The 24,584-nt window shown below is 36.1% G+C and carries 21 protein-coding genes and 1 pseudogene; 4 read left to right on the forward strand and 18 right to left on the reverse strand.

The genetic code is table 11. From position 1 onward, the window contains the following. Positions 1–41: 41 nt before the first annotated feature. Positions 42–1,436 (reverse strand): sigma-54-dependent Fis family transcriptional regulator, encoded by a 1,395-nt coding sequence (locus tag BN358_RS09270; RefSeq protein WP_019228968.1) that lies wholly within the window; start codon positions 1,434–1,436, stop codon positions 42–44. Positions 1,437–1,623: 187 nt separating this feature from the next. Here BN358_RS09270 and BN358_RS09275 point away from each other — a divergent pair, with 187 nt between their 5' ends. Then, positions 1,624–2,109, forward strand: a complete 486-nt coding sequence (locus BN358_RS09275) for an S-ribosylhomocysteine lyase (protein WP_019228969.1) — start codon at positions 1,624–1,626, stop codon at positions 2,107–2,109. A 2-nt stretch (positions 2,110–2,111) separates the two neighbouring features. Continuing rightward, positions 2,112–2,264, forward strand: a complete 153-nt coding sequence (locus BN358_RS25320; protein ID WP_157593296.1) for a hypothetical protein — start codon at positions 2,112–2,114, stop codon at positions 2,262–2,264. Between the two features lie 57 nt (positions 2,265–2,321). On the opposite strand, the gene typA is transcribed toward BN358_RS25320, so the two are convergent. From typA to BN358_RS09300, 5 genes are all read right to left on the reverse strand, one after another. Then, complete coding sequence (gene typA / locus BN358_RS09280; RefSeq protein WP_019228970.1) at positions 2,322–4,142, reverse strand: translational GTPase TypA; 1,821 nt, start codon at positions 4,140–4,142, stop codon at positions 2,322–2,324. Positions 4,143–4,393: 251 nt separating this feature from the next. Further along, positions 4,394–5,578 carry an amidohydrolase gene (locus tag BN358_RS09285; protein WP_019228971.1) on the reverse strand — a complete coding sequence of 395 codons (1,185 nt, stop codon included), beginning with the start codon at positions 5,576–5,578 and terminating at the stop codon, positions 4,394–4,396. An 18-nt stretch (positions 5,579–5,596) separates the two neighbouring features. Next, positions 5,597–6,598 (reverse strand): tryptophan--tRNA ligase, encoded by a 1,002-nt coding sequence (gene trpS, locus BN358_RS09290; protein ID WP_019228972.1) that lies wholly within the window; start codon positions 6,596–6,598, stop codon positions 5,597–5,599. 155 nt (positions 6,599–6,753) lie between these two features. Beyond that, the gene (locus tag BN358_RS09295; protein WP_019228973.1) at positions 6,754–7,455 is read right to left on the reverse strand and encodes a hypothetical protein; all 702 of its coding nucleotides are present in this window, start codon (positions 7,453–7,455) and stop codon (positions 6,754–6,756) included. Between the two features lie 70 nt (positions 7,456–7,525). Beyond that, complete coding sequence (locus BN358_RS09300) at positions 7,526–8,878, reverse strand: S-layer homology domain-containing protein (RefSeq protein ID WP_019228974.1); 1,353 nt, start codon at positions 8,876–8,878, stop codon at positions 7,526–7,528. Between the two features lie 170 nt (positions 8,879–9,048). On the opposite strand from BN358_RS09300, the gene rlmH reads away from it, so the two are divergent. Continuing rightward, positions 9,049–9,528, forward strand: a complete 480-nt coding sequence (rlmH, locus tag BN358_RS09305; RefSeq protein ID WP_019228975.1) for a 23S rRNA (pseudouridine(1915)-N(3))-methyltransferase RlmH — start codon at positions 9,049–9,051, stop codon at positions 9,526–9,528. A gap of 47 nt (positions 9,529–9,575) precedes the next feature. On the opposite strand, the pseudogene BN358_RS09310 reads toward rlmH, so the two are convergent. Continuing rightward, positions 9,576–10,750 (reverse strand): annotated as a pseudogene (locus tag BN358_RS09310) (iron-containing alcohol dehydrogenase). Between the two features lie 206 nt (positions 10,751–10,956). Between BN358_RS09310 and BN358_RS09315 the strand changes: the two are divergent. Next, a complete protein-coding gene (locus tag BN358_RS09315) occupies positions 10,957–12,336 on the forward strand; it encodes a peptidoglycan-binding protein (RefSeq protein ID WP_019228977.1) in 1,380 nt (459 codons plus the stop codon). Between the two features lie 62 nt (positions 12,337–12,398). Here the strand turns inward: BN358_RS09315 and citX are convergent, their stop codons facing one another. From citX to BN358_RS09375, 11 genes are all read right to left on the reverse strand, one after another. Continuing rightward, positions 12,399–13,598: a citrate lyase holo-[acyl-carrier protein] synthase gene (gene citX, locus BN358_RS22330; RefSeq protein WP_019228978.1), complete on the reverse strand. Its 1,200-nt coding sequence runs from the start codon at positions 13,596–13,598 to the stop codon at positions 12,399–12,401. A 39-nt stretch (positions 13,599–13,637) separates the two neighbouring features. Next, entirely contained in the window at positions 13,638–15,179 is a 1,542-nt protein-coding gene (gene citF, locus BN358_RS09330; protein WP_019228979.1) for a citrate lyase subunit alpha, read from the reverse strand. After that, a complete protein-coding gene (citE, locus tag BN358_RS09335; RefSeq protein ID WP_019228980.1) occupies positions 15,172–16,068 on the reverse strand; it encodes a citrate (pro-3S)-lyase subunit beta in 897 nt (298 codons plus the stop codon). Before citE ends, citF begins: the two co-directional genes overlap by 8 nt. A 5-nt stretch (positions 16,069–16,073) precedes the next feature. Next, the gene (citD, locus tag BN358_RS09340; protein WP_040582292.1) at positions 16,074–16,364 is read right to left on the reverse strand and encodes a citrate lyase acyl carrier protein; all 291 of its coding nucleotides are present in this window, start codon (positions 16,362–16,364) and stop codon (positions 16,074–16,076) included. Between the two features lie 13 nt (positions 16,365–16,377). Further along, complete coding sequence (gene citC, locus BN358_RS09345; protein ID WP_019228982.1) at positions 16,378–17,424, reverse strand: [citrate (pro-3S)-lyase] ligase; 1,047 nt, start codon at positions 17,422–17,424, stop codon at positions 16,378–16,380. Positions 17,425–17,509: 85 nt separating this feature from the next. Then, positions 17,510–18,553 (reverse strand): AbrB family transcriptional regulator, encoded by a 1,044-nt coding sequence (locus BN358_RS09350; protein ID WP_019228983.1) that lies wholly within the window; start codon positions 18,551–18,553, stop codon positions 17,510–17,512. A 95-nt stretch (positions 18,554–18,648) separates the two neighbouring features. After that, entirely contained in the window at positions 18,649–20,148 is a 1,500-nt protein-coding gene (locus BN358_RS09355; protein ID WP_019228984.1) for a tripartite tricarboxylate transporter permease, read from the reverse strand. A gap of 11 nt (positions 20,149–20,159) precedes the next feature. Then, the gene (locus BN358_RS09360; protein WP_019228985.1) at positions 20,160–20,657 is read right to left on the reverse strand and encodes a tripartite tricarboxylate transporter TctB family protein; all 498 of its coding nucleotides are present in this window, start codon (positions 20,655–20,657) and stop codon (positions 20,160–20,162) included. Between the two features lie 134 nt (positions 20,658–20,791). Beyond that, the gene (locus BN358_RS09365; RefSeq protein ID WP_019228986.1) at positions 20,792–21,787 is read right to left on the reverse strand and encodes a tripartite tricarboxylate transporter substrate binding protein; all 996 of its coding nucleotides are present in this window, start codon (positions 21,785–21,787) and stop codon (positions 20,792–20,794) included. A 2-nt stretch (positions 21,788–21,789) separates the two neighbouring features. Then, entirely contained in the window at positions 21,790–23,064 is a 1,275-nt protein-coding gene (larA, locus tag BN358_RS09370) for a nickel-dependent lactate racemase (RefSeq protein WP_019228987.1), read from the reverse strand. Beyond that, positions 23,061–24,440 (reverse strand): MmgE/PrpD family protein, encoded by a 1,380-nt coding sequence (locus BN358_RS09375; RefSeq protein ID WP_019228988.1) that lies wholly within the window; start codon positions 24,438–24,440, stop codon positions 23,061–23,063. The genes larA and BN358_RS09375 overlap by 4 nt, the downstream gene beginning before the upstream one ends. Between the last annotated feature and the right edge of the window lie 144 nt (positions 24,441–24,584).

Genomic DNA, 24,584 nt, shown 5'->3' on the forward strand with positions numbered 1-24,584 from the left:
TTTTGCACGCACTGCAAAAATATTTTGCTATTTTTGTGATATTATATTCTTATATTATATTTTTTTATTTTGTGTTGCAGCGTCTGACGCTTAATTTTCAACTCTTCTGCTGCTTTTGTTATGTTGTTTGCATTATTTTCAAGAATATCCTCTATTATATTTTTTTCAAGCCTTGCAAGATATTCATCTATACCTTCATCACCAATTCCTTCAAAATTTTGTTCAGTTCTATGCATAGAATGCTTAATTGAAAAGCAGCTGCTGTCAAGAACTGTCACATTATCATCTGACATGCTCATGGCTGACATTACTATGTTTTCAAGCTCTCGAACATTTCCAGGGTACTCATAATTCAGCAGATTTTCCTTTGCTTCATCTGAAATTGAAATTATTTCCCTGTTCATTCTTTCATTGTACTTTTCCAGAAACATGTTAGCAAGCATAAGTATGTCTTCTTTTCTTTTGCGAAGCGGAGGTATGCTTATTTGAATTACATTAAGCCTGTAGAACAAATCTTTTCTTATATTTCCCTCTGACAGTATTTTTTCTGGTGGTTCGTTGCTGGTTGAAATTATTCTAACATCAATGGGAATATCCTTTGTTCCTCCCACACGTCTTATATAATTTTCTTGAAGAACTCTCAGAAGCTTTGCCTGAAGTTCATAAGGCATTGAGTTTATTTCGTCCAGCAGAAGTGTTCCTCCATTAGCCTGTTCAAAAAGTCCTGCCCTGTCAACAGCACCTGTAAAGCCTCCTTTTGATGTACCGAACAAAAGTCCCTCCAGCAGTGATTCAGGAAGAGCTGCACAGTTTTGTGCTATAAAAGGCTTTTCTCTTCTGTCGCTTTCATAGTGTATACTTTGAGCAATAAGTTCTTTTCCTGTGCCTGTTTCACCGTAAATGAACACAGCTGCAGGGTTTTTGCTTGCTTTCTTAGCCTTTTCAATAACTTCAATAAAATTAGGGCTATTGCCGATTATGTTGTTGAAGTTGTATTTTCTTATTTTTTTTGATTTAGCTTTTTCAGGTTTTCCTATTTCATCGTGCAGTTTCAGAATGGTGTGAGACATCTCTGTCATTTTTGTAATATTTTTTGCAACTTCTACAACTGCAATGACTTCGTCTTTCACTATTACAGGAAGAGTGGAATTTATTGTTGTAATTTCTTTGCCGTCTTTATTTAAATAGGTTTGTTTTTGATTCATTGTGCTTTCTCTGCTCTTCAAAGCTTTGAGCAAAGTGCTGTTTTCTCCGGTCAAATTTTTGAAAACTTCGCCAAATGGTTTCTTTATTACTTCCTTGGTCTCCATTTTTTCAAGTTTTGACATAGCATCGTTATATATTATAGTGTTTCCATCTTTATCCAGTACATGAACGCCTTCATCTACAAGACGCAAAATATTTTGCAGTATAGACAAGTATTCTTTTGATTTCATCTTATCCTCCCGAAATAGGAATTGAATCATTGTAATTATAACATAATAATACGTTTTTTACAATGTTCGAAGTTTACTTTTTAACAATTATAGTGTAAAATAATATTAATAAAAGGAACTTCTAATTGCTTTTATTAGATTAATAGCAACATTATTAAGCATTTTAAATATAATGCAAGGAGATAAAATGAAAAAAATAGAAAGCTTTCAGGTTAACCATATTGATTTAAAAAGAGGCATATATGTTTCAAGAAAAGACATGGTGGGAGAAAACATAGTTACAACCTTTGATATAAGAATGAAGGAACCAAACAGAGAGCCTGTAATAAATACAGCCGAAAGTCACGCCATGGAACACATAGGAGCAACATTTTTAAGGAATCATCCCATATATGACAGTTTAACCGTTTATTTCGGGCCCATGGGATGCAGGACTGGTTTTTATGTAATCTTCAAAGGAGACTTGACTTCACAGGACGTTGTGGGCATAGTAAAAGAAATGTTTCAATTCATAATGAATTTTGAAGGAGATATTCCGGGCGCTGACCCCATGTCATGCGGCAATTACCTTGACATGAACCTTCCAATGGCAAAGTTTGAAGCGAAAAAATACTATGACGAAGTTTTACAGAACCTCACCGAATCAAATTTGAACTACCCGACAAATAATTAAGAATGAAGAATGAAGAATTAAGAGTTAAGAATTATAAGTTTATCAACGAGATTCTTCGCTGCGTTCAAAATGCTAGTCATCCTGAACGCAGTGAAGGATTTTTTATTAAAAAAATAGGATTTGTGCTCGGCACAAATCCTTTCATCAATTCTTAATTCTTAACTCTTAATTCTTAATTTAATGATGTTCTTCACTCTTAATTTTTAATTGTATTAGTTTGTTTTTAGCTTGTTTGCGTTTTTTCTTCTTTCCATTTCAGTAAGATATCTTTTTCTTACTCTAATGCTGTCTGGTGTAACTTCAACGAGTTCATCATCGTTGATGAATTCCAGTGCTGTTTCAAGGGTCATAACTCTTGGCGGCGCCAATTTTATTGCATCATCTGCTGAAGATGATCTTGTATTTGACTGTTTCTTCGCCTTGCAAGGATTTACGACAATGTCTTCTCCCCTTGCATTCATGCCGATTATCATTCCTTCATAAACCTTGTCTCCTGGATTTATGAACAAAGTTCCTCTGCTTTCAATGTTGTTCAATGAATAAGCAATTGCATCACCTTGATCGTTTGATATGAGCACGCCGTTAAGTCTCTGAGGAATTTCTCCCCTGTATTTTTCATAGTGGTCAAAGCTTCTAACCATTGTTCCTTCTCCTCTTGTATCGTTTATAAGCTCTGTACGATATCCGAGAAGTCCTCTGGTTGGAACCATGAATTCAATTTTAACGAAATTTCCGTCAGGAGTCATGGAATTCATCATTCCTTTTCTCAGGTTTAACTTTGAAATAACAGATCCTGAATACATTTCCGGAACATTTATAATTACTTTTTCAATAGGCTCTTTTACAACGCCGTCTTCTCTGTGAAGAATAACTTCAGGTCTTGAAACGGCAACTTCGTAGCCTTCTCTTCTCATGTTTTCAAGAAGTATTGACAAGTGAAGCTCTCCTCTTCCAGATACCTTGTAACCGTCTAAGGCTCCTTCAAGCTGTTCAACTCTAAGACCTACGTTTACTTCAAGTTCCTTTTCAAGTCTTGCCTTAAGGTGTCTTGTTGTTACAAACTTTCCTGACATACCTACGAAAGGAGATGTATTAATAAGGAAGTTCATGGATAATGTAGGTTCTTCTATTTTGATTGTATCCATGGGAACAACCTTACCTTCAGTACAAATTGTATCTCCTATGGAAATATTTGAAATTCCTGATACAACTATTATATCTCCGCTGTATGCTTCGGAAACCTGAGTTCTTTTCAATCCTTCATACACAAATATGCTCGTGATTTTTTGTCTTTCAACAGAACCATCATGCTTTGCAACAGAAACTGTCTGACCTTCTTTGATTGTTCCTGCTGTTACTCTTCCAATACCAAGTCTTCCTATATAATCATCATAAGCAAGTGACGATATCTGACACTGAAGGTCTTCTGAATCTCTGTCAGGGTATGCAGAAACATGCTTTATTATGGTGTCGAACAACGGCACAATATTTTCACTTGGCTCGTCCAGTTCGTACTGAACAATACCTTCTTTTGCTATACCATACAATATTGGGAAGTCAAGCTGCTCATCATTGGCATTTAGCTCAACGAACAAGTCAAATACCATGTTAACAACTTCTTCTGCTCTGTGGTTTTTCTTATCGATCTTATTGATCAATAAAATCGGTCTTAATCCTACTTCAAGTGATTTCTGCAGAACGAAACGTGTCTGAGGCATAGGGCCTTCAACAGAATCCACTAGCAATATAACTGTGTCAACAGTCTTCATTATACGTTCAACTTCCGAAGAGAAGTCAGCATGTCCCGGTGTATCTACAATATTAATTTTTATATCATTATGCATTACTGAGCAGTTTTTTGAATAAATTGTTATTCCTCTTTCACGCTCAATATCATTTGAATCCATTACCTGGTCTACTACTTCCTGGTTTTCTCTAAAAACTCCGCTTTGCTGTAGAAATGCATCTACCAATGTTGATTTTCCTGCATCTACGTGCGCTATAACTGCTATATTTATAATCTTTTTCTTCATAATTACCTTCCTCTTTTTTTCCACAGCTTAGTGTATTCTTTTTATTGACAATTTGCAAGTTTTTTTTATCAATATCTGTAATATTTTTTTAAACTTCCGAAATTTAAAACGGAACGCATATAGCGTCCCCTTTTAACTAAATAAATTCAATTTTGTCCATCTAAAACTTTGTAAAACTTTGTAATACTATTTTTTGATTATTTTTGCATTTAATTCTTGGAACAATTGGTTTATCATCCATTAAATGCAAATTAACAACTTATCATGTTTGCTTTTTTGTTTTTATAAACAATTTTTCCATCTATAATAGTCATCATAGTTTCGTAATCTATGTCCAAAAGAGGATTTCCCTTGAAAATCGCAATATCTGCATCCTTGCCTTCTTCAATGCTTCCAACTCTTGAATTAATTCCATTTATTTCAGCAGGATAAATTGTGATTGATTTCCAGGCTTCATCTTCAGCTAGCCCTGCTTTTACAGCCATGCCTGCGCACATGTTGATGTGCTGAATTGGAATGACGTTTGAATCTGTTATGATTGCTACCTTAAGTCCGGCTTCCATGAGAACCTTAGGAGTTTCGAAACTTTTATTTTTAAGTTCTACTTTTGTTCTTGAACCGAACGTTGGACCTATGAGGCACGGTTTACCAGCAGCTGCAAGCTCTTCAGGGATCAGGTGTCCTTCGGTGCAGTGGTCAAGTGTTATGTCAAGGTCAAATTCCTTTGCAATCCTAAGAGCAGTAAATATGTCGTCAGCTCTGTGGACATGGGCCTTTAAAGGAATTTGTTTTTTCATGACTGGCAAGAGAGCATCAAGCTTCAAGTCAAAATCTGGTTTTCTGTCCGGATCTTCCGCGGAAGCTTCCAGATCTTCCATATACTGCTTTGCTTCATACAGGGTTTCTCTAAGCATTGCAGCAATTGCCATCCTTGTTACAGGAGATTTGTGCTGCTCGTTATAAACTCTTTTTGGATTTTCTCCAAAAGCAATTTTCATGGCAACAGGATTTTTTATTACCATGTCGTCTACTCTTTTTCCATATGTCTTCATGGCAAGGAATGTGCCTCCTATAACATTGGCACTTCCGGGCCCTGTTACGGCAGTTGTCACTCCGCCTTCAATTGCATCCTGAAATCCCATATCCATAGGATTAATTGCATCTATTGCTCTAAGCTGAGGCGTAATGGGTTCAACATCCTCATTGCCATCTTCACCTTCAAAACCTATTCCTTCTTCCCACATTCCTATGTGGCAGTGTCCGTCCACAAGACCCGGTGTTACAAGAAGTCCTGCAGCATCTATTATTTGTGCATCATCAGGTATTTCTAAATTTGTGCCCACGGCCTTTATTTTGCCGTCTTCAATTATTATTTGTCCCTTTTGTAAATCTTCCCCACTCATGGTTTTCACCAAACCATTAATAATTGCTAACATGTTTCCTCCATATTTTGGTTAAAATCTTGGTATGAAGCCTACTTTTTTATACGCTTTCCTTAATGTCTTGCGAGCAACTACCTCTGCTTTTTCTGCTCCATGTATATATATTTTCTCTAGGTAGTCCTTATTCTTCAAAAGATAATCTATTTTTTCCTGAATTGGTTTCAGTTCCTCAACAACTATTTCTGCAACATCATCTTTAAACTGAGCATATCCCTTGCCTTCGTATTCTGCCACAATTTCAGCAGGAGATTTGTCAGTTATTTTTGAATGAATGTTAATAAGATTTTTAACTCCAGGCTGAGCATCTGAAAATCTTACAACTCCTTCAGAATCTGTTACAGCTCGTTTAAATTTTCTTCTAATGGCATCAGCGTCGTCCATAAGCAATATATATGAATTATTGTTTGAATCTGATTTGGACATTTTGCTTTCAGGCTCCTGAAGACTCATAATCTTAGCTCCGTCTTTTGATATAAAAGGATCAGGTACTTTGAACGTTTCGCTGAAACGGTTATTGAAACGCTGTGCTATGTCTCTTGTTATTTCAAGATGCTGTCTTTGATCTTCTCCTACAGGTACAAGATCTGCCTGATATAAAAGTATATCAGCAGCCATGAGCACAGGGTAAGTGAAAAGTCCCGCAGTTATAGCATTGCTGTCCTGTTTCTTGGATTTGTCTTTAAACTGCGTCATTCTTCCAAGTTCTCCATAATAAGAAAAACAATTTAACAGCCATCCCAGCTCTGCATGGGCTGAAACGTGAGATTGTATGAACAATGTAACCTGTTCAGGATCCAAACCTGCAGCTATGTAGTTTGCCAGTACTTCAAGAGTGTTTTTTCTCAAATCCTTTGGTTCTTTGGGAACTGTAATTGCATGCATGTCAACAACGCAGTAGTAGCAATCATATTCGCTTTGTAGTCGTACCCAGTTTTTAAGTGCTCCCAGATAATTTCCCAGTGTCAGTGAACCGGAAGGCTGCATTCCGCTGAATATAACTTTTTTGTTTTCCATATTTATCCTCCATATATAATAAAAAAGAGCTTTCTTCCTCAAAGGACGCGAAAACTCTAAAAGTCTCGTTTTTGTGATTATACTACAAGAGCAATTATTTGTCAAAATTTTTTGGCTTTTTATAAAAAGAAGCAGCCCATATCCATGTTATATGCCTATATTCTTATTATATATGTTATGATTAAAAATAGTATCTGTGCTGTTTCAACAATCAGTCCTTCCGCCGAATTTGGAAGAACACTTACTTTGTTGTCCAAATAGGAAACTACAAATCCGCAAATCATGTATGTAAGTGACAATGAGATAACAAGCTTGTAGTTAAACACAGCTGCAATTAAAAATGAAATGGCAAAAGCAGCAATTGTATGATATTTTCCGCAATACTTCATTATTTCTGTATTTTTTTTGTTTCTTTTGATTACAGGGCTTAAAATTATAAGGCTTGAATAGCCTGCAACAGGCATTATTATAAGGGAAGTAGACGGAACTATCCTGAAAAGCGAAAAATATAACAAAAGAATTATTGTGGTTCCTATGATACCCACAATTTGTTCTGATTGATTCTTAGGTTTTATAATATAATTTAATGTCCTGTATGTGTCAGTTAAATTCACGGATCTTGTAACTATGCAGTAAAATCCCAGCACAAGAACACTTACAAAAAAACCGTCATAAACAAATTCAAGTGACGCTATTAAAAAAGTCGAAAAGCCTATGGCCAGTCCAATTAAAGGCAATGCCATTATTCCGTTTTTATAATCTTCATTGCTTGACTCTTCGTATATGGTAATGTTGATGCAGGTATATTTCTTAAGCATTAATATAATGCCGATTACAATGCTTCTCACGTCAAACATAGTGCTATCCCTCATTTAATTTTAACCATTATACCATATATGAAGTAATTATTAAATATTTAATTTTAGTCTACAATAAGTTATATAGCCTCATTAACATTATGTATGTTTCCTGATAAGTGCAATAACCATTAGGATTAAAACTGTAACCGTATCCTTTTAAAATCCCCTTTGTGGCAGCGAAATATATGAAAGGTTTTTCTGAGTCTTGAACATCATCTATATCATTGTAATTAATCACTTCATAGTCTGAGATATCCATACCCTGGCTATTTGCAATATATGCAAACATCTTTGCCGCTTCAAGTCTCGTAATGTAGCTGTCAGGCTCAAGTCCAGCTCCTTCGTGGCCTAAAAATCCCATCTGGTAAGCTTTGTATATAACTTCCTTGTTGCTGCAGAGCATTGATCTGTCAAGAACAGCCATTCCGTCATTCATAAATATTTCACCTTTAACCGGGTCAAGTGAAACATATTCTTCCTGCATGTACAAATTGAAGTTATTGCTTAGCTCTTCTTTTCCCAACTTGCTTTCAACAACATTCATTACCAAAGTGTAGAAATTTTCTTTTGTAATGTAAGCATCATACATTCCATCAAATTCTTCGGGAATAATAGAGGCGTTTTTAAGCTGCGTAATTGTATCTATTGCCCACTTGTCAGGTTCCTGTGGAAAAGCTTCCATCCATAACTTTGTATTCTCCGATACTGAATCAAAACACTGATCAAATACTTCGGCCAGATATTCAATTTTTTTATGGATAATTTCTTTTTCTTCGCAATCCAAAGTCCTTAAAAGTTCAGGATGAACTTCTGTGTACCAGATTAAATCTGCTACTTCATCTTCAAAGCTAATGGCAGAATGTTTGTTTAAGAAAACATCGCTTTTTTCTTCCCAATTGCCATACTGAAAACCATCGTTAAATTTTAAAAAATCATTTTCCATCCTATCATGTCCATATATTTCATACATATAATTGCTTATTAAATGACTGAGTTCATGGACAGTGCTTTCTTCAGAAGCAACACATTCGTCGTTGTACATGCTGTTTTGAAGAGCGTTTATGTATATGGTTGCTGACTTGTCCCCAAGCACATATTCGGAAAATAAATCTGCAATCTTTTCAGTCTTGTTTATAACAACATTTGTTTCTATGCCCATTTTATAATAATAATCTGTGATTTCTTTTATTACACCTTCCGGAAATCTTCTTAAACTTCTTTCAAGAACAAGCATGCAGTCCATGTAATCTATATTTTCATCATCTTGAGAGTAAACGATTTTTAATCCATACTCCTCCTCAATGTTTGTTTTAATTTCAGATTCATCTAGAGGTTCAATTTTTTCTGTAAAGCTGTAGGCTGGAGAATTAAGCATATAAAAACATAAAACAATGCATAAAATTCTTTTAAATGTATTCATATCATACCTCCGTTAAATTTGTATAGCAGTACTAAAATTATATCACACTGTGTAATCATTTTCAATATAATTTTGTAAACGTTTACTGTAATATTTAATGATGTATAACTTGAATATGTTCTTATTATATTATATTATAATATATAGAAATTAATACCAAGGTGGCAAAAATGAAAATCACTGTAATATCCGTAGGAAAAATTAAAGAGAAATTTTTTACTGAAGCAATAAACGAATATGCAAAAAGATTGTCCAAGTTCTGTAAATTAAACGAAGAAACAATCCAGGATGAAAGAGCAGATGAAAACTTCTCTGATTCAGAAATTGAACAGGTTAAGATTAAGGAAGGTTTGAAAATACTTGCAAAGATACCCAAGAATTCATATGTCATTGCTCTTGATGTTAAAGGTACAATTATAAGCTCTGAGGATTTGGCTCAAAAAATAAATCAGCTTGGAATAGACGGTACATCCGACATAACATTTATAATTGGAGGAAGCAACGGGCTTTCAAACGAAGTTTTAACAGCAGCCAATTTCAAGCTTTCATTTTCAAAAATGACATTTCCCCACCAGCTGTTCAAAGTAATACTGTTAGAGCAAATTTACAGGGCTTTCAAAATAAATGCAGGTGAAGCCTATCATAAATAAATTCATTAAAGCGTCAAACGAACACTTGTCAGTTTGACGCTTTATTTTTATATATTTACTTCTGTTCCGTAATAAATACTTGTAAGCAGCTTTTCCATTTCTTCTGGACTTATGTCTCTTGGATTAGAACCGGTACAAGCATCTGAAATGGCCAACTCAGAAATTTTAGCAACTTTGTTTTTAAATTCTTCTTCGTTTATTCCATAATCCTTAAGACTCTTTGGAATATCAAGTTTTAAATTGTAATCATCGATTTTATCGCACAAAGTGCTTACGCATTCAGAATCTGTTCCTGAAATACCTATGCTTCTTGCTATGTCAGCGTAGCGCATCTCTGCATTTTTTGCATTGAATTTTATTATATACGGCAGATAAATTGCGTTTGCACATCCGTGAGGTATATGTCCTGTAGAAAATGCTGCACCTGTTTTATGAGCAATTGAATGTGTGATTCCAAGCAGGGCATTTGTAAATGCCTGACCGGCCAGACACTGGGCATAGTGCATTTGCTCTCGTGATGCCATATTTCCATTATAGGAGTCAATCAAATGCTCAAATATCATGTTTATTGCTTTAAGTGCCAAAGGATCTGTGAAAGGACTGTTCAATGTAGAAACATATGCTTCTATTGCATGAGTCAATGCATCCATTCCTGTATATGCAGTTAGTTTGGGAGGCATTGTTTCAGCCAGAGAAGGATCCAGAATTGCAATGTCTGGGGTTATGTTAAAATCAGCAAGCGGATACTTAATTCCTGTAGAATAATCAGTAATTACAGAAAATGCAGTCACTTCTGTGGCTGTTCCGGAAGTTGATGGAATTGCTAAAAACCTTGCTTTTTTTCTTAAGGCAGGAAATGAAAAAGGCTTTATGATTTCTTCAAATGTAGTTTCGGGATATTCATAAAACACCCACATAGCTTTTGCAGCATCAATAGGTGAACCTCCTCCCATTGATATTATCCAGTCCGGCTGAAACTCTCTCATTGCAGCTGCTCCTTTCATTACTGTTTCAACAGATGGATCCGCTTCAACGTTTTCAAACAGCGAAGTTTCAATACCCGCTTCTTTTAAATATCCAAGCACTTTATCCACAAAACCGAATTTTTTCATGGAACCGCCGCCTATTACAAGCATTGCCTTTTTTCCCTTTCCAAATTTTTAAGTTGCTCCAATGCACCTTTTCCATAATACATATCTCTAGGTAATGTAAATCTTAACATTTGTTTCTCCTTTATATATTGATTTTATAGTTATTATTTCTTAATGATTCAATAAATATAAATAATAAATTTTAGCAATTAGACTATAACGCATAAGAAATTAACCGACATAAAATTTATGAAGTAATCAAATGTTTGCGGGTGCATATATTAAACATATAATATTTATTTCTATAAATATTTTTTTATTTGTTTGGAGGACTATAATGAGTGTTCAACCGTCCGGATCATCATATATTTATATACCTGAAACAATAACTGTCCATCTAGGACCGCCGGATTCCCCGGCAGAAAATATTACAATCCCATTTATTGATTATGTAAAGAACGTTGCCAGCAGTGAATTGTTTCCTACATGGCCGGAAGACGCTCTAAGAGCCAACATTAACGCCATAGTGTCCATTGCCCTTAACAGAATATACACAGAATGGTACCCGAGCAGAGGCTATAACTTTGATATAACAAATTCAACCCAGTTCGACCAGTCATATGTGCCTAATAGAGGTATATTTGATAATATATCAAAAATTGTTGATGAAACATTTGATGATTATATAGTAAGAGGAACAAGATTTGAACCTTTATACGCTGTTTTCTGCGATGGCCGTGTATCCCAGTGCAACGGCATGTACCAGTGGGGATCCGTTGATTTGGCTAACCAAGGTTATACACCTATTGAAATACTCAGATATTATTATGGGGAAGACATAGAACTCATATATAATGCTCCTTTAGGTGAAATAGGACTATCTTATCCCGAAACTCCGCTTAAACTGGGCGATTCAGGCATACCGGTTTATATGGCGCAGCTTCAATTGAACAATATTTCAATTAACTTTCCTGCAATTCCTAAAATATTTCCCGTTGATGGTGTATTTACACCCCAGACTGAAGCAGCTGTAAAATCATTTCAATCAATTTTCAACCTGCCGCCTACAGGGATAATTGACAAGGGTACTTGGTATAAAATCAAATCTATTCATGCAGCTGTGAGAAAGCTGGCAGAAACAACTTCCAGGGGGCTTCTTCTAAGTGAACTGCCAAGAATAAGCAACGGCATAGTAGTGCCAAGAGTACAGCTTGTTCAGTATTATTTAAATATATTGTCATCATATTACAATACGATTCCTGAAGTTGAGATAACCGGCGTGCTGGATTCTGCCACGAGCCAATCTCTGATAGAATTTCAAAAAACAATGAATCTCCCTGTTACAGGAATAATTGACGATGCAACCTGGTTTAAAATAAACGAAGTACTTTTAGGTATATTAATAACACTTCCCCCCGGTCAATTGGCTTTTCCAAGAATTGCATTTCCGGGAATAGTTTACAGAAGAGGCTCTGAAGGTCCCGGAGTAGTAGTCATTCAAGAATATCTTGCATACATTTCTTCTGTGCTGCCTGATGTAACATATGTGCCTTATGAACTTATTGATGGCGTGTTTGGACCTATAACAGAATCTGCTGTCATTACATTTCAACAGAAGTTCGGACTTGAACCCAACGGCATTGTTGATGAGTATACATGGAATGTAATGGTTGATGTATACCGCAATCTAAAGTTTGATGAAGAGAGGTTGTATTAAAAAAGTTACTCCGCAACTCCGCGAACTTTCGAGTATATAAAAAAACCTGCCGAGGCAGGTTTTTACAATTCTAATAAATTCTTTTCAAATCTTTTTCTTGCATTTTTAACGTGCAGTTTTGCAAGTCTTTCACTTTCATCCGGGTCATTGTTCGCAATTGCATTGTATATGTCTTTTGTTTCCTTGTAAGCATCAATGCTCTGGACTGGTCTGTACAAAGATATTTTTCTCAGTCTTCCAAGATTTTTTGTTACAGACAGAAGATAACTTTTTAAGAGTTCATTGTTTGTCATTTCTAGAGTTGCTTCAGTCCAGTCTCTGTGAAATTTTTCCATGGTGCTGTAATCATTGCTTTCAATGGCCTTGTCCATGTTTGTAATAATTGTTTCAAGGATTTTAATGTTGTGGCTGTTAATTTCCATGCAAATTCGCCTTATTGCAAGGCCTTCAAGCACTTCTCTTATCTCGTAAAGTTCCTGAGCATCCTTCATGGATATCTGGCTTACAACAGAACCTCTTCTTGGATAATAAGTTATGAGGCCGTCTTGGTCAAGCTGCTTCAATGCTTCTCTTACAGGAGTCCTGCTCACATTGAATTCATTGGCCAGATTTTCTTCTATGAGCTTTTCGCCGGGCTTCAGCTTGTTTTCCAAAATATCCGACTTTATTCTCTGATATACTCTTTCACTCATTGAAATTTTTGATTTAAAGTTTTCCTTCTTTTCCTTGCTTGTTGGACTGAAGTATAAATTTCCGATTTCTTCTACCTTCTCGATTAATTCTTCATAGGTATGAGTTTTCATTTTCATGCATACTAAAGCTTCTTCATCGCATAGCAGACACTTTCTTGGTTTTAACTGTATAGAAGCCCTGTTTAGTTGGTTGTGCAGCTGGTCAAACACATCAATGTCAAATATTCTTCCCAGATCATGTGTATCTTCTATTTCAGCAGCAATTTTCTTTGCCTGGTAAGGGTCCAAATCCACTGATATAAATCCTTCTCTTCCGGTATTTTTCTCGATTGTTTCCATATGAACTATATTTACATCCATATCCTGCAAAACCTTCATCAAATGCTGTATTCCAGCCTTGTGAATGTTTGTGTATAGGCCAGAGCTTTTTATTGGTCCTGGCGTATTTAAAGTAAATGATATTAATGTGTAAGGGTATCTTGTTAAAAGTTCTATTTGTTTTTTTGCCCTTAATTCTCTTGATTCAAGAATCTCCATTAATGTTTTCATGTTAGAATTAATATCTTTCATAAGTTTCTCCAGTCGTGATTTACCGGCTAATAATTTATCTTACTTGACTTTTCGGATTACATCAATAACCGATCCATCTCTGTATTGTACTATACCTACTATCTTCTCGTCAAACTCTATTTTGTCTGGTTTTCCAGTAAGTTTTTCAGCAATGTCCTTCAGTTCATTAATAGTATATGTTTTAAGACCGGCTGTTTTGAAATTATCGATCAAGTCCTGTCTCAGAGGGTTTACAGCAATGCCGTAATCTGTTACAACAACATCTATTGTTTCACCTGGAGTACATACTGTAGTAACCTTGTCAACTATTATTGGATTTCTGCTTCTTACAAGCGGAGCCAATATCACTGCCAGCTTTGCACCTGCAGCTGTATCCTGATGTCCGCCTACAGCCTGACTTATATATCCATCAGATTTAGAAATTACATTAACATTGAAATCAGTGTCTATTTCCAGAGCACCAAGCATTAATATGTCTAGATTGTTTACAAGACAGCCTGAGTTGTGTGGATTTGCATAGAATCCTGCATCAACTTCAAAATGCTTTGGATTTTTTCCAAGAGACTCAGCAGCCACAAGGTCAAAACACTGTGTGTCAAACAAGCCTTCCATGAGACCTTCGTCCAGAAGCTGCACAAGCTGTGATGTTATTCCACCCAGTCCAAAACTTCCTTTAATATTTTGTTCAATCATTTTTTCTCTCAAAAATCCTGTAACTGCAAGAGATGAACCTGCTGCGCCTGTCTGATATGAGAATCCTTCCTGGAAATAACCTGATGCTACGATTGCCTTTACTGCATTTTCTGCAATGAGCAGGTCCTTAGGGTTGTTTGTGTTTCTTACTGCGCCTGATACTATTCCCTTTGGATCTCCTACTTCGTCTACTTTAACAACATAATCAACCTGAGTTTGATTGATGCTTGCAGGAAGACATGGATAGCTTACAAGATTGTCTGTAATTAATACTACTTGGTCTGCATATTTTGCATCAACCATGGCATATCCCAAAGAACCGCATGCAGATCTTCCAGAGAATCCGTTGGCATTACCGTAGTCATCACAGGCAGGAACTCCTAAAAATGCTACATCAATTTTAACTTCTCCTGATTCTATTGCTCTTGCTCTTCCACCGTGAGATCTTAATATCACAGGATTTGGCAATATTCCTTCTGAAATAGCAGTTCCCAGAGGTTCTCTTATACCGCTGCTTTCAATTCTAGTAATTACTCCGTTTTTTATGTGATCAATCAGAGGACCATGGCATGTACCCAATGAACTTGGTGCTATGCGTAAGTCTTTGATTCCTAATTTCGCAATTGCATCCATTACCATGTTAACGATGTAGTCGCCGTTTCTGAAATGATGGTGGAACGATATGGTCATTCCATCTTTAAGTCCGGTTTTGATTACTACTTCTTCAATGGAATCTATAAGCTTATTTTTATGAGGCAGGGGTCTCTTCAATTTTGCTCCTGCCTTATTTCCTTCAGGAATAACACTGAATGGACTTTCGTAGGGTTTAATCTGGCCTATTCCTTCAATGTATGATGGGATTTCTCTTCCTACTCCGTTTTTAGTCATTTTGCTCTTCCTCCTTGTAAACTCCTGATGCCTTAGCCAGCTCCAGCACTCTGTATGCTCTGTCAACAACAGGACCATCAATCATTTTTCCGTCTAATGCTATAACACCGCTGCCCTTGCTCTCAGCTTCTTTTATTGCTCCTACTATTCTAACTGCATTTCTGATTTCTTTTTCAGTAGGTGTGTAAATTTTATGAACCATGCCTATCTGTCTTGGATGTATAACTGATTTTCCATCAAAACCAAGCTGTTTTATAAGCTTCACTTCATCCATAAAACCATCGTCATCTTTGATATTTGTATATACAGTGTCAAGAGCATATATTCCTGCTGCTCTGGCAGCCATCAACAGATTGCTTCTTGCTGCCAATAGTTCTATGCCTTCAGGAGATCTTGTAGTCTTCATGTTTGTTACAAAATCTTCTGCTCCGATTGCAATAGCAACCAGTCTCTTGCTAGCTGTTGCTATTTCGTAAGCATTCATTACTCCAAGAGGGCTTTCCACTGCAGCCATAATCTTTGTTGAACCAACTTCAAGTCCTATTTGTTTTTCAATTTCACTTATCATGTTGTCTACATCTATAATATCTTGCTTTGTTTCAGTCTTTGGCAGTCTTATTATGTCCGGCTGTGCCCTTACCATTGCCTCAAGGTCATCTCTTCCAAACTGAGTATCAAGACCGTTTATTCTTACTACAGTTTCAACGTTACCATAATCCATTGTTTTTAATGCATTGTATACCAGGAATCTTGCTGAATCTTTTTCCTTTAAAGAAACAGAGTCTTCCAAGTCAAACATTATGGAGTCTGAACCATATAAATGGGCTTCCATAATATTTGCAGGATTGTTACCTGTAACATACATCATAGTTCTTCTTAATTTTACCATTTATATTAAGCCTCCCAAGTATATTCATTTATTTCTGCAGCTCTGTATAAAGCTGTAAGCGCTCTAGCTTTAATAACAAAATCTATGGCGCCTTTGTCTGTTGCCCTTACAACTGCGCTTTCAACTCCTTCGCTTTTAAGCGTTTCTTCGATTAAATTTTTGATCTGCCTGCCAAATTGCTTCATTACAGTGCTTTGCAGTTCAATTTCAATGCCTTTCTTGTCAGATGGCTCTATGACAATATTTATATCACTGGATTCAACAGTACCTGCTACTCCAACCTTTTTAATTTCCATCTGCCTGCCTCCTTTATAGTTTATTTTTTCCATTTTTGATTTTGCCAATTATTATCTTGGCCTCTTCCGAAATTAAAAACTCAAATGTTGTTTGCGGAACTAAATGTTTTAATGAATCAAAATCATCATTTTTTAAAAGTTCACGCACTCTTGAAGCACTTATGGCTGCTTCGTCATTTTTAACTCTTGGAATTTCAACAACTTCTATATCATAATCTTTAAGCAATTCTTTCATTGTAAGATTATATTCGTTAGTAACAGGGTCTGATTTTTCTTCCCCTACATACCTTCTGTTAATGCCCAATGCAGGTGCTATGAATTCTCCGAAAATTTTTACATCAAGCATAGTATGAATTTTTACAATTGCATTCTTTTCCTTTAAAAAATATGAAGGAAATGTTGAATTTGAAATTATATAATCTTTGCCTCTGTGTAAAAAAACATTTTTCAAATCCTTGACACCTTCTTTTATGAGTTTGTACCTTACTTCATTTGGAAAAACTGACCGGTCTTCCCATACAACGAAAATGTGAACAACATCGCTGTTTTTTGAAGCAGTTTCAACAAGATGCCTATGTCCCAGAGTAAACGGATTACAATTCATAACAATGCTTGAAACCACTTTGCCCTCGTGTTTTTGCAGTTTAAGATTTTCTGTGAAATCTTTGATTCCTCTCGGGTCGTTTTCCAGCAGAGTAACATAATCATCAACTGATGTGATTTCGTAAAAACCTAAATCCAAAAATAATTTCCTGTTCTTAGGTTTTGTAAAAATAAACAGGTGTGTATTGCCCCTGTAATATTGTTCATTTAACAGCAAGGATACAATTCTATTTGAAAATCCTCCGCCTTGATATTCCGGATCTATTGCTATGCATTTTAAAACATTGCCTGAAATTGAGCCTGTTCCAACAATCCTGTCTTCTTCATACATAGCCAGGGTGTATTCAACATCCCTTTCAAGAATTAAATCTTGTTTTTGCAAAAAAACATCAACTTCATTTCTTTCCCTGACACTATTTAAATTTATTGTTCTGATTTCAACATTTTGTCCAAACATTTTATTCAACTCCCGGTTATTCATCATTATAAATACATACTAAAATCCTTCAATCATTCGAAGATTATATAGTCTTAATAATATCTCAGGATGCCATCATTGCTATAGCTCTCATTATCTGAGGAAACAATGATACTGCAGTTATCATTCTAATTATCTGCAGCACTATAACATCAGAACTTTCTATGCCGATTTCTGCTGAAATCAATGCCATATCTGATGCGCCAGCCGGTGTAGCGGCCAGCATTGCTTCATCCAAAGGCAATCTGTATTTTTTGTTCATAATGTTTCCAATTACAAAACATGCTGTAAAGTATCCCACAAGCAAAATTATTGACGGTACTATGAGAAACCTCATTTCAACAGCATCGTTTAACGTAAAGTTGCTTCCTATGTAGCATCCTGCCAAAAGCTGCGCAAATTTCCTCATGGATCTTGGCATGCATGCCTTATTGGTTGAAAGTTTCAATACGATGACACTGATCATTGAAAAAACCAGCGTAGCAGAAGGAATGCCTGATAATTTTCCAATCATTCCAAAGACAGCTGCTACAGCCAATGTCAATAACATGCAGTTGAAATTGTAGAAACTGCTTGAAGTCCTTTTGTAAACATCTTTGTTAATGCTGTTTTCAAAATATTTCATTTTAGATATTTTAGCTATCATAGATGGAAAGACACCAAGTCCAAAAATCAGCCTTACAAATTGCATCAAAGCCACTTTTGAAGAATCAGCACCCATTTCATCACTGATAATAGGAATATCGCTTATTCCTCCAGGTATGGCGCTCATTAGTGAAGTCATTAAATCCAAGCGGCTGAAATGGTAAATCAGAAAACCTGAAACAATGTTTAACACCAGCATTCCAGTTATTAATGTAATTGCCGGTTTACAAATTGTTTTAAGCCTTTTGAGATCACTCTTTTCAAGTCCTACTCCAATAAAGGCTCCTGCAATTATTTGGGCAGCAAGTCTGCCTGCATAAGGCATATATGCCATATTGGTGGCAATATTCAAAAAAGCGGCTCCTGCGATGCTTCCAATCATCATCCCCCCTGGAATTTTAACCTTCAAAAATATTCGTCCCGTCAAATATCCAGCTAACATTGTCCATATAAAGTTAAGCATTGCTTCCACCTTTTGCAAATTTCTGCGGTAATTTAGGCATATTGATATAAACCCTTATTTGCTTTTACACAAATAAGGATTTATTTTAATTATATTTAGTTGGCAGTTTTGCGTTTTTTCATTATCATAGGTTTAACAATTGGCCATAACAATGAAACAGCACTTACAACCATCAAAGTAGCTGTAATAGGTTTAGAGAATACAGCTGCTATATTTCCCTGTTCAATCATGATTGCTCTTCTCAGGTTTGATTCAACCATTGTTCCAAGAACAAGACCAAGGATCAAAGCAGCATTGTTGAAACCAAATTCAGCAAATGCATATCCGATAATACCTGCAATAACCATAAGAACAACATTTCCTGTAGTGTTTTGCAGAGCATAGCTTCCTATAACAGCAAGCATGATTATCAATGTTCCAAGTATGCTGTATGGAATTCCCAATATCTTACCAAATACCTTCGCAACGGCAAAAGATACGAAAACCATTATTATGTTTGTAATTATCATTGATACAAACACGCTGCCCATGTACTGTGGCTGATTTTGAAGAAGAAGCGGTCCCATCTGTACACCCTTCATTACAAGAGCAGACATCATGATGGCAGCAGCATTTCCTCCAGGTATACCAAGTGACAATAGCGGTACCATAGAACCTCCTGTAGCTGCGTTGTTAGCAGTTTCAGAAGCAGCAATACCTCTTATTTCACCTTTTCCAAATGTTTCAGGATGTTTAGATATTTTTACTTCAGAAGTGTAGCATAAGAAAGAAGCTATAGTTGCTCCGGCTCCAGGAAGAATACCAACTATTGTTCCAATGATTCCGGTTCTTGCAATTGTTCCTTTAATATCCCACAATTCCTTAAGTGAAACTATTTTATCATTTTTCTTGTCTGACTTAGATTCATCAAGATTTTCAATCTTGCTTCTGCTTCTTGTTTCCTTAAGAATCTGAGTGATTGCAAACATACCTATCATTACAGGTATCATTTCAATTCCTGACAATAAAGTTGAATTTCCCCATGTGAATCTTGCGAAACCATCTATAGGATCCATTCCCACAGTTGCCAGCCACAAACCCAGAAGTCCTGAAATCAAAGTTTTCAAAACATTTCCTTCATCAAGTGCAGTAAGTACTGACAATCCCATGAATGAAATTGCAAACAATTCAGAAGGACCAAACTTAAGTGCAGCCTTTGAAAGCTGAGGGCTTATCATGAACATTGCAACTGCAGCAAATATTCCACCTATAGCTGAAGTTATCAAAGCAATACTAAGTGCTCTCATCGGTTGTCCGCTTTGAGCCATTGGGTGACCGTCAAATGTAGTCGGTGCACTTGAAGGTGTACCTGGTATTTTAAACAGAATTGCTGTTATACCGCCTCCGGTAATGGCAGCACAATATACTGCAACTAGAAATGCTATTGAAGTAACAGGGTCAAGTCCATAAGTGAATGTTAAACCTAATACTACAGCCATTGAAGCACTTACTCCAGGCAATGCGCCGAAAATAACCCCGATTACTGTACCAAAGAATATAAGAAGAAGTGTTTGTGGAACAAAGACTACTCCAATCCCTAATTTAATTAATTCCATTTTTATCCTCCTTAAATATACGATTCAATGAACAATGCAAATGTTCTGAATATGCCTGTTCCTCTTGGAAGCATGATGCCAAGCAGCACGTCAAAAATCAAGTATAAAAGCACAACACATCCAAAAGCTGAAATCAAAAGTGTCTTGATTCTCTTCTCTCCAAGCAGACGTGAATAGAACAAGAACATAATAAAAGAACTTGTAAGGAAACCAACTGTATCAAGTACAGATGCGTATACCAGCATTATGATGCTGCCTATGAACATTTTATTTGTAACAAATTTTTTAATATCAAAATTAAATTTAAAGTTTATGTTTCCACTGTTGCTTCTTGCAATCTTAATAGCATTAGCAATCAAGCTTATTATTAAAAGAACCAATAAAATTCTTGACCACTCAGCTCCTCCCAATGTATTGGGTAATGCAGCAGGTACAGTTGAACCCACGAAAAAGAAACAATAAATGAAGAATACCGCTAAACCCAAGTTAAACAATAATTCCAAAGCCATACTGTTTTTCACTCCTTATATTTTTTAAATAAATTACTACCATTTTTATTACTAAATTCGTTTTGAAAAATATAACCTTCTTTGAACTTTTTATCTGAACATTCCAAGAAGGTTATATGCATACTATTTATTTTCTATTTTCCTCTGAGGGCTTTCATAGTTTCATAGTATTCCATCCAGATTGTTTTGAATTCTTCCTGAGTAGCAAAACCTGGTCTGTCATTAAGTCCTACAGTTTCTTTCCAGTCAATCCATTCTTGTTTTTCATTAACTATAACTGCTGCTGCTTCCAATGCATCAATAGCTCCTTGTGGAGTTCCTTTTGCAGCAACGATTCCTCTCCAAGGTCCGATGTATGCTTCATATCCAAGTTCACCTGTGCATTCTACGTCTGGAAGGTTTGTTGCTCTTTCTTCAGCCAGCAATACGATAGGTTTCATGTCGCCTGATTCAAGGTAAGCATTTCCATCAAATGGGCTTGTTAAAACCATGTCTGTGTGTCCACCCATTATTGCTGCGTTTGCTTCAGCACCACTTGCATATGGTATGAACTGTACTTCAATTCCTGCAGCATCGAAAAGTTGCGTAGCAGCAGCACCGTCAATACCGTTAATTGACATCATACCAAGTGTAGGTTTCTTGTCTGGGTTAGCTTTTGCATATTCAATTAATTCTTTTAGGTTGTTATATGGAACGTGCTTTCCAGCCAATATTATGTTAGAGTCCTGTACAAGTCTTACTACAGGCATAGTATCATTTAATATGTCAAATGATGCTGTTCCGTCTACAGCAGCTATTACGTGTGAAGGTGTATACATTGCAAATGTATATCCGTCTGCTGGCTGATTAACGAAGAATTCAGCACCTTGAACTCCGCCGGCACCTGCAACGTTGTTAATGTTGATAGTTGTTCCAAGTTCTTTTTCCATCAATGGAGCCCATGCTCTAATAGTTGTATCAGTACCGCTACCAGGTCCGAAAGGTATTACAATTTCAATAGGTCTTTCGAATTTCCAAGCGCCTGCTTCAGCTCCGTCAGCTGGTGCTGGAGCTGCTTCTTTCTTGCTGCATCCCATGATAGAAAGGGATAAAACTAGTGCCATTGTAGCTAATAAAAATCTTTTTTTCATTTTTATTCTCCTTTTAAAGTTGTAGGAATTATATTTACTGCATTGGGCAATACCAGAATTTTATTCGGTATTTTTTTCTTAAATGTTTCTTCTAAAGCTTGCTCAAGATTTGGAGCCCATCCCAACATCATTTCGTCAAGCTCGTCTTTGTTCAGGTATTCAGAAACAATAATTATTTTTCCTTTAATCATTGCCCTGGCATACATAAACGCTTTGTTGCTGCCCACATCATAACCTTCAGCTTTAAATCTTTCAACTACTTCCTGAGGGTTAGCTGCGGCAGATAACCATTCCTTAAGTACTCCTTCCCCATACCCGTCTCTGCACTCTGCAGATATGATAAAAGTACAATCGGGATTGCCAAGCATTTCTGCCACTGATAATGCTTTCTGTGACTGATAAAGATTTCTGTCTCTGGGATATCCTCCAGGGCTTGCAATTACAATATCAGCCTTTTCTGAAATTATCACCTCACTGGCGTCCTTGCATATATCAACTCCTTGTTTGTGTGCTTCAATTAGATCTCCTGCTACAAAAGCTATGTTTTGTTTATGTGGGTTTTGAACTGCATTAACCATAAACTTTACATTAGCTTTTAAAGCAACATCCAAAGCAACTTCATGGAATGGATTACCATATATATTTCCCATGGCCGGTTCATAAGGCCTTATAGGTAAAGAGTGGTGGATTTTAAGTGTATTAAATCCAGCCAGACCAGGCACTATGCTCTTTCTTCCTCCGCTATATCCAGCTGAGTGATGAGGAGCTATAAGTCCTGTTACAATACAAAATGTGCATTCAGTCAATGCCTTGTTCACATAGATTGGAACATTGTACAATGATTCTCCAAGATATTTTAAACTTTCTTCATCTTTGCACTCATGTATTAAAACTTCATATTTATCTATTATATTTTCACCTAATATATTGACCAGTTCTTCCCTTGTGGGCTTTCTGTGGCTGCCTGTTGCTATGATAAGCTTAATTTGTTTACCATCTTTTACTTTAGGTGCTATTCTTTCCATTATTTCATTAACTATTATTTTATTTGGTCCCGGTCTTGTGTGGTCGTTGACAACAATAAGAATATTGTCATCACTTTTTACCATGTCTTCAAGTTTTGACGAACCAATAGGATTATCCATTGCTTTTTTTAAAAGACTCTCTTCACAATCTATATTGTCATTGCCTGCCAAGTCAATGTTTTCTACTATTATACTTTCATTAACTTCCGCTTGCTGAAAACTATTGCCGTAGGGTACTACGATTTTTTTCAATTTTCTGCCTCCTGTTTCATGAAAGATTCCAGGAACAAGTCGGAATACTTTTCAATGTTAAGTATTTTTTCAATAACACTATCCTCATATGCTACTTTCAAGAGAGGAATTGCTTTATTTTTTATGTCATTTTTAGAAACAGGATTGTATACACTGCCTGATGCATCTTTGACTTCAGTTTCATATACATTTTTGTCCTTCATGACTATTTTTGCTTTGCAACCCCAATGCATTGGGTACCTCTTTGTAAATTCATCGTCAGAATAAACAGAAACTTTTTTAAGCAATGATTGTACATTTTCATTGTTTATAGATTCAGCCGTAAAATGTTCAAGAGATACATTTCCGTTTATCATGGCAGTTGCAAATGTGTAAGGTGTTGAGAATTTTGCTTCTGTTGAAGTTCCTGGGTTTTTGCTTCCTTCTGTGAGTCCGCATTGTTTATACCCAACAAGATAAGTGCCTATTTGCACTTCTTCAATATTATCAACATCTATGATGTATAATTTTTTTAATTGTATTGCTGAATCAATTGCACAATGTGTGCTCCTGCAGCACGGATATGGCTTGTTGTCAACATTTTTTATTTCAAATACGACACCAAGGTCCTTTGTTACCTTTGCCATATCGTATTCATCAGACATGGCTTTAAACAGGTTTCCATCATTTGCGCTAAGTATGCTTATAGGTCCTGTCATTCCTGCTTTAGCCAGCATTGCAGCTTCAATTCCGCTTGAAGCTGCCCTTGCAGGATGCAAAATCTTGGAACTTGCACTGTCTTCAAGAAACGCCCACAATCCGAATGATTGGGTACCAGCCATTCCTAAAGCGTGTGTTGTTTCTTTAACATTTAACTTTAAAAGCTTTGCTGCAGCAGCTGCAGCTCCAAAAGTTCCTGCTGTGGAAGTTACGTGCCATCCTTTGTTGCGGTGGCTTGATACTCCAAAACCCATTCCTATTCTTGACATTACTTCATAGCCGCATATTACTGCTTCCAGGAATTCCTTTGGCGAAGACTTTAAATATTGAGCAAGGCATATTGCCGTAGGAACCACAACAGTTCCAATGTGCGTCTTTGAATTTGTGTGGACATCATCAAGCTCCAGTTTGTGTCCCATCATTGCATTTATAAATGCAGCTTGTACAACCGGAAGTTTTATGTTATGTCCCCAAACGTAAATACCGTTTTCATTTTCAGAATTATAAAACTCTTTATATTTTTTGATTATATCAACTATCAATTTATCCTTTGAAGCGCCCACTGCTGCAGAAAATGAGTCCAATACGCATATTTTCGCCGTTTCTACAACATCATAATGAGTTTTTTCCAAGTCAAAGTTGAAAATAAAATCTGAAAGCTGTTCTAACTCATTCATACATTCACATCCAATTATGAATTTTTCGTTAACTGTACTGTGTTCACCAACATAAAAATAATTGTATACAATCTTTGTATACAATTATATGTTAATAGTTTTATTTAAGCAAATATATTTATGTTATACCTAGTATAGGCAATG

The organism is Sedimentibacter sp. B4, assembly GCF_000309315.1.
GTDB classification, from domain to species: Bacteria; Bacillota; Clostridia; order Tissierellales; family Sedimentibacteraceae; genus Sedimentibacter; species Sedimentibacter saalensis.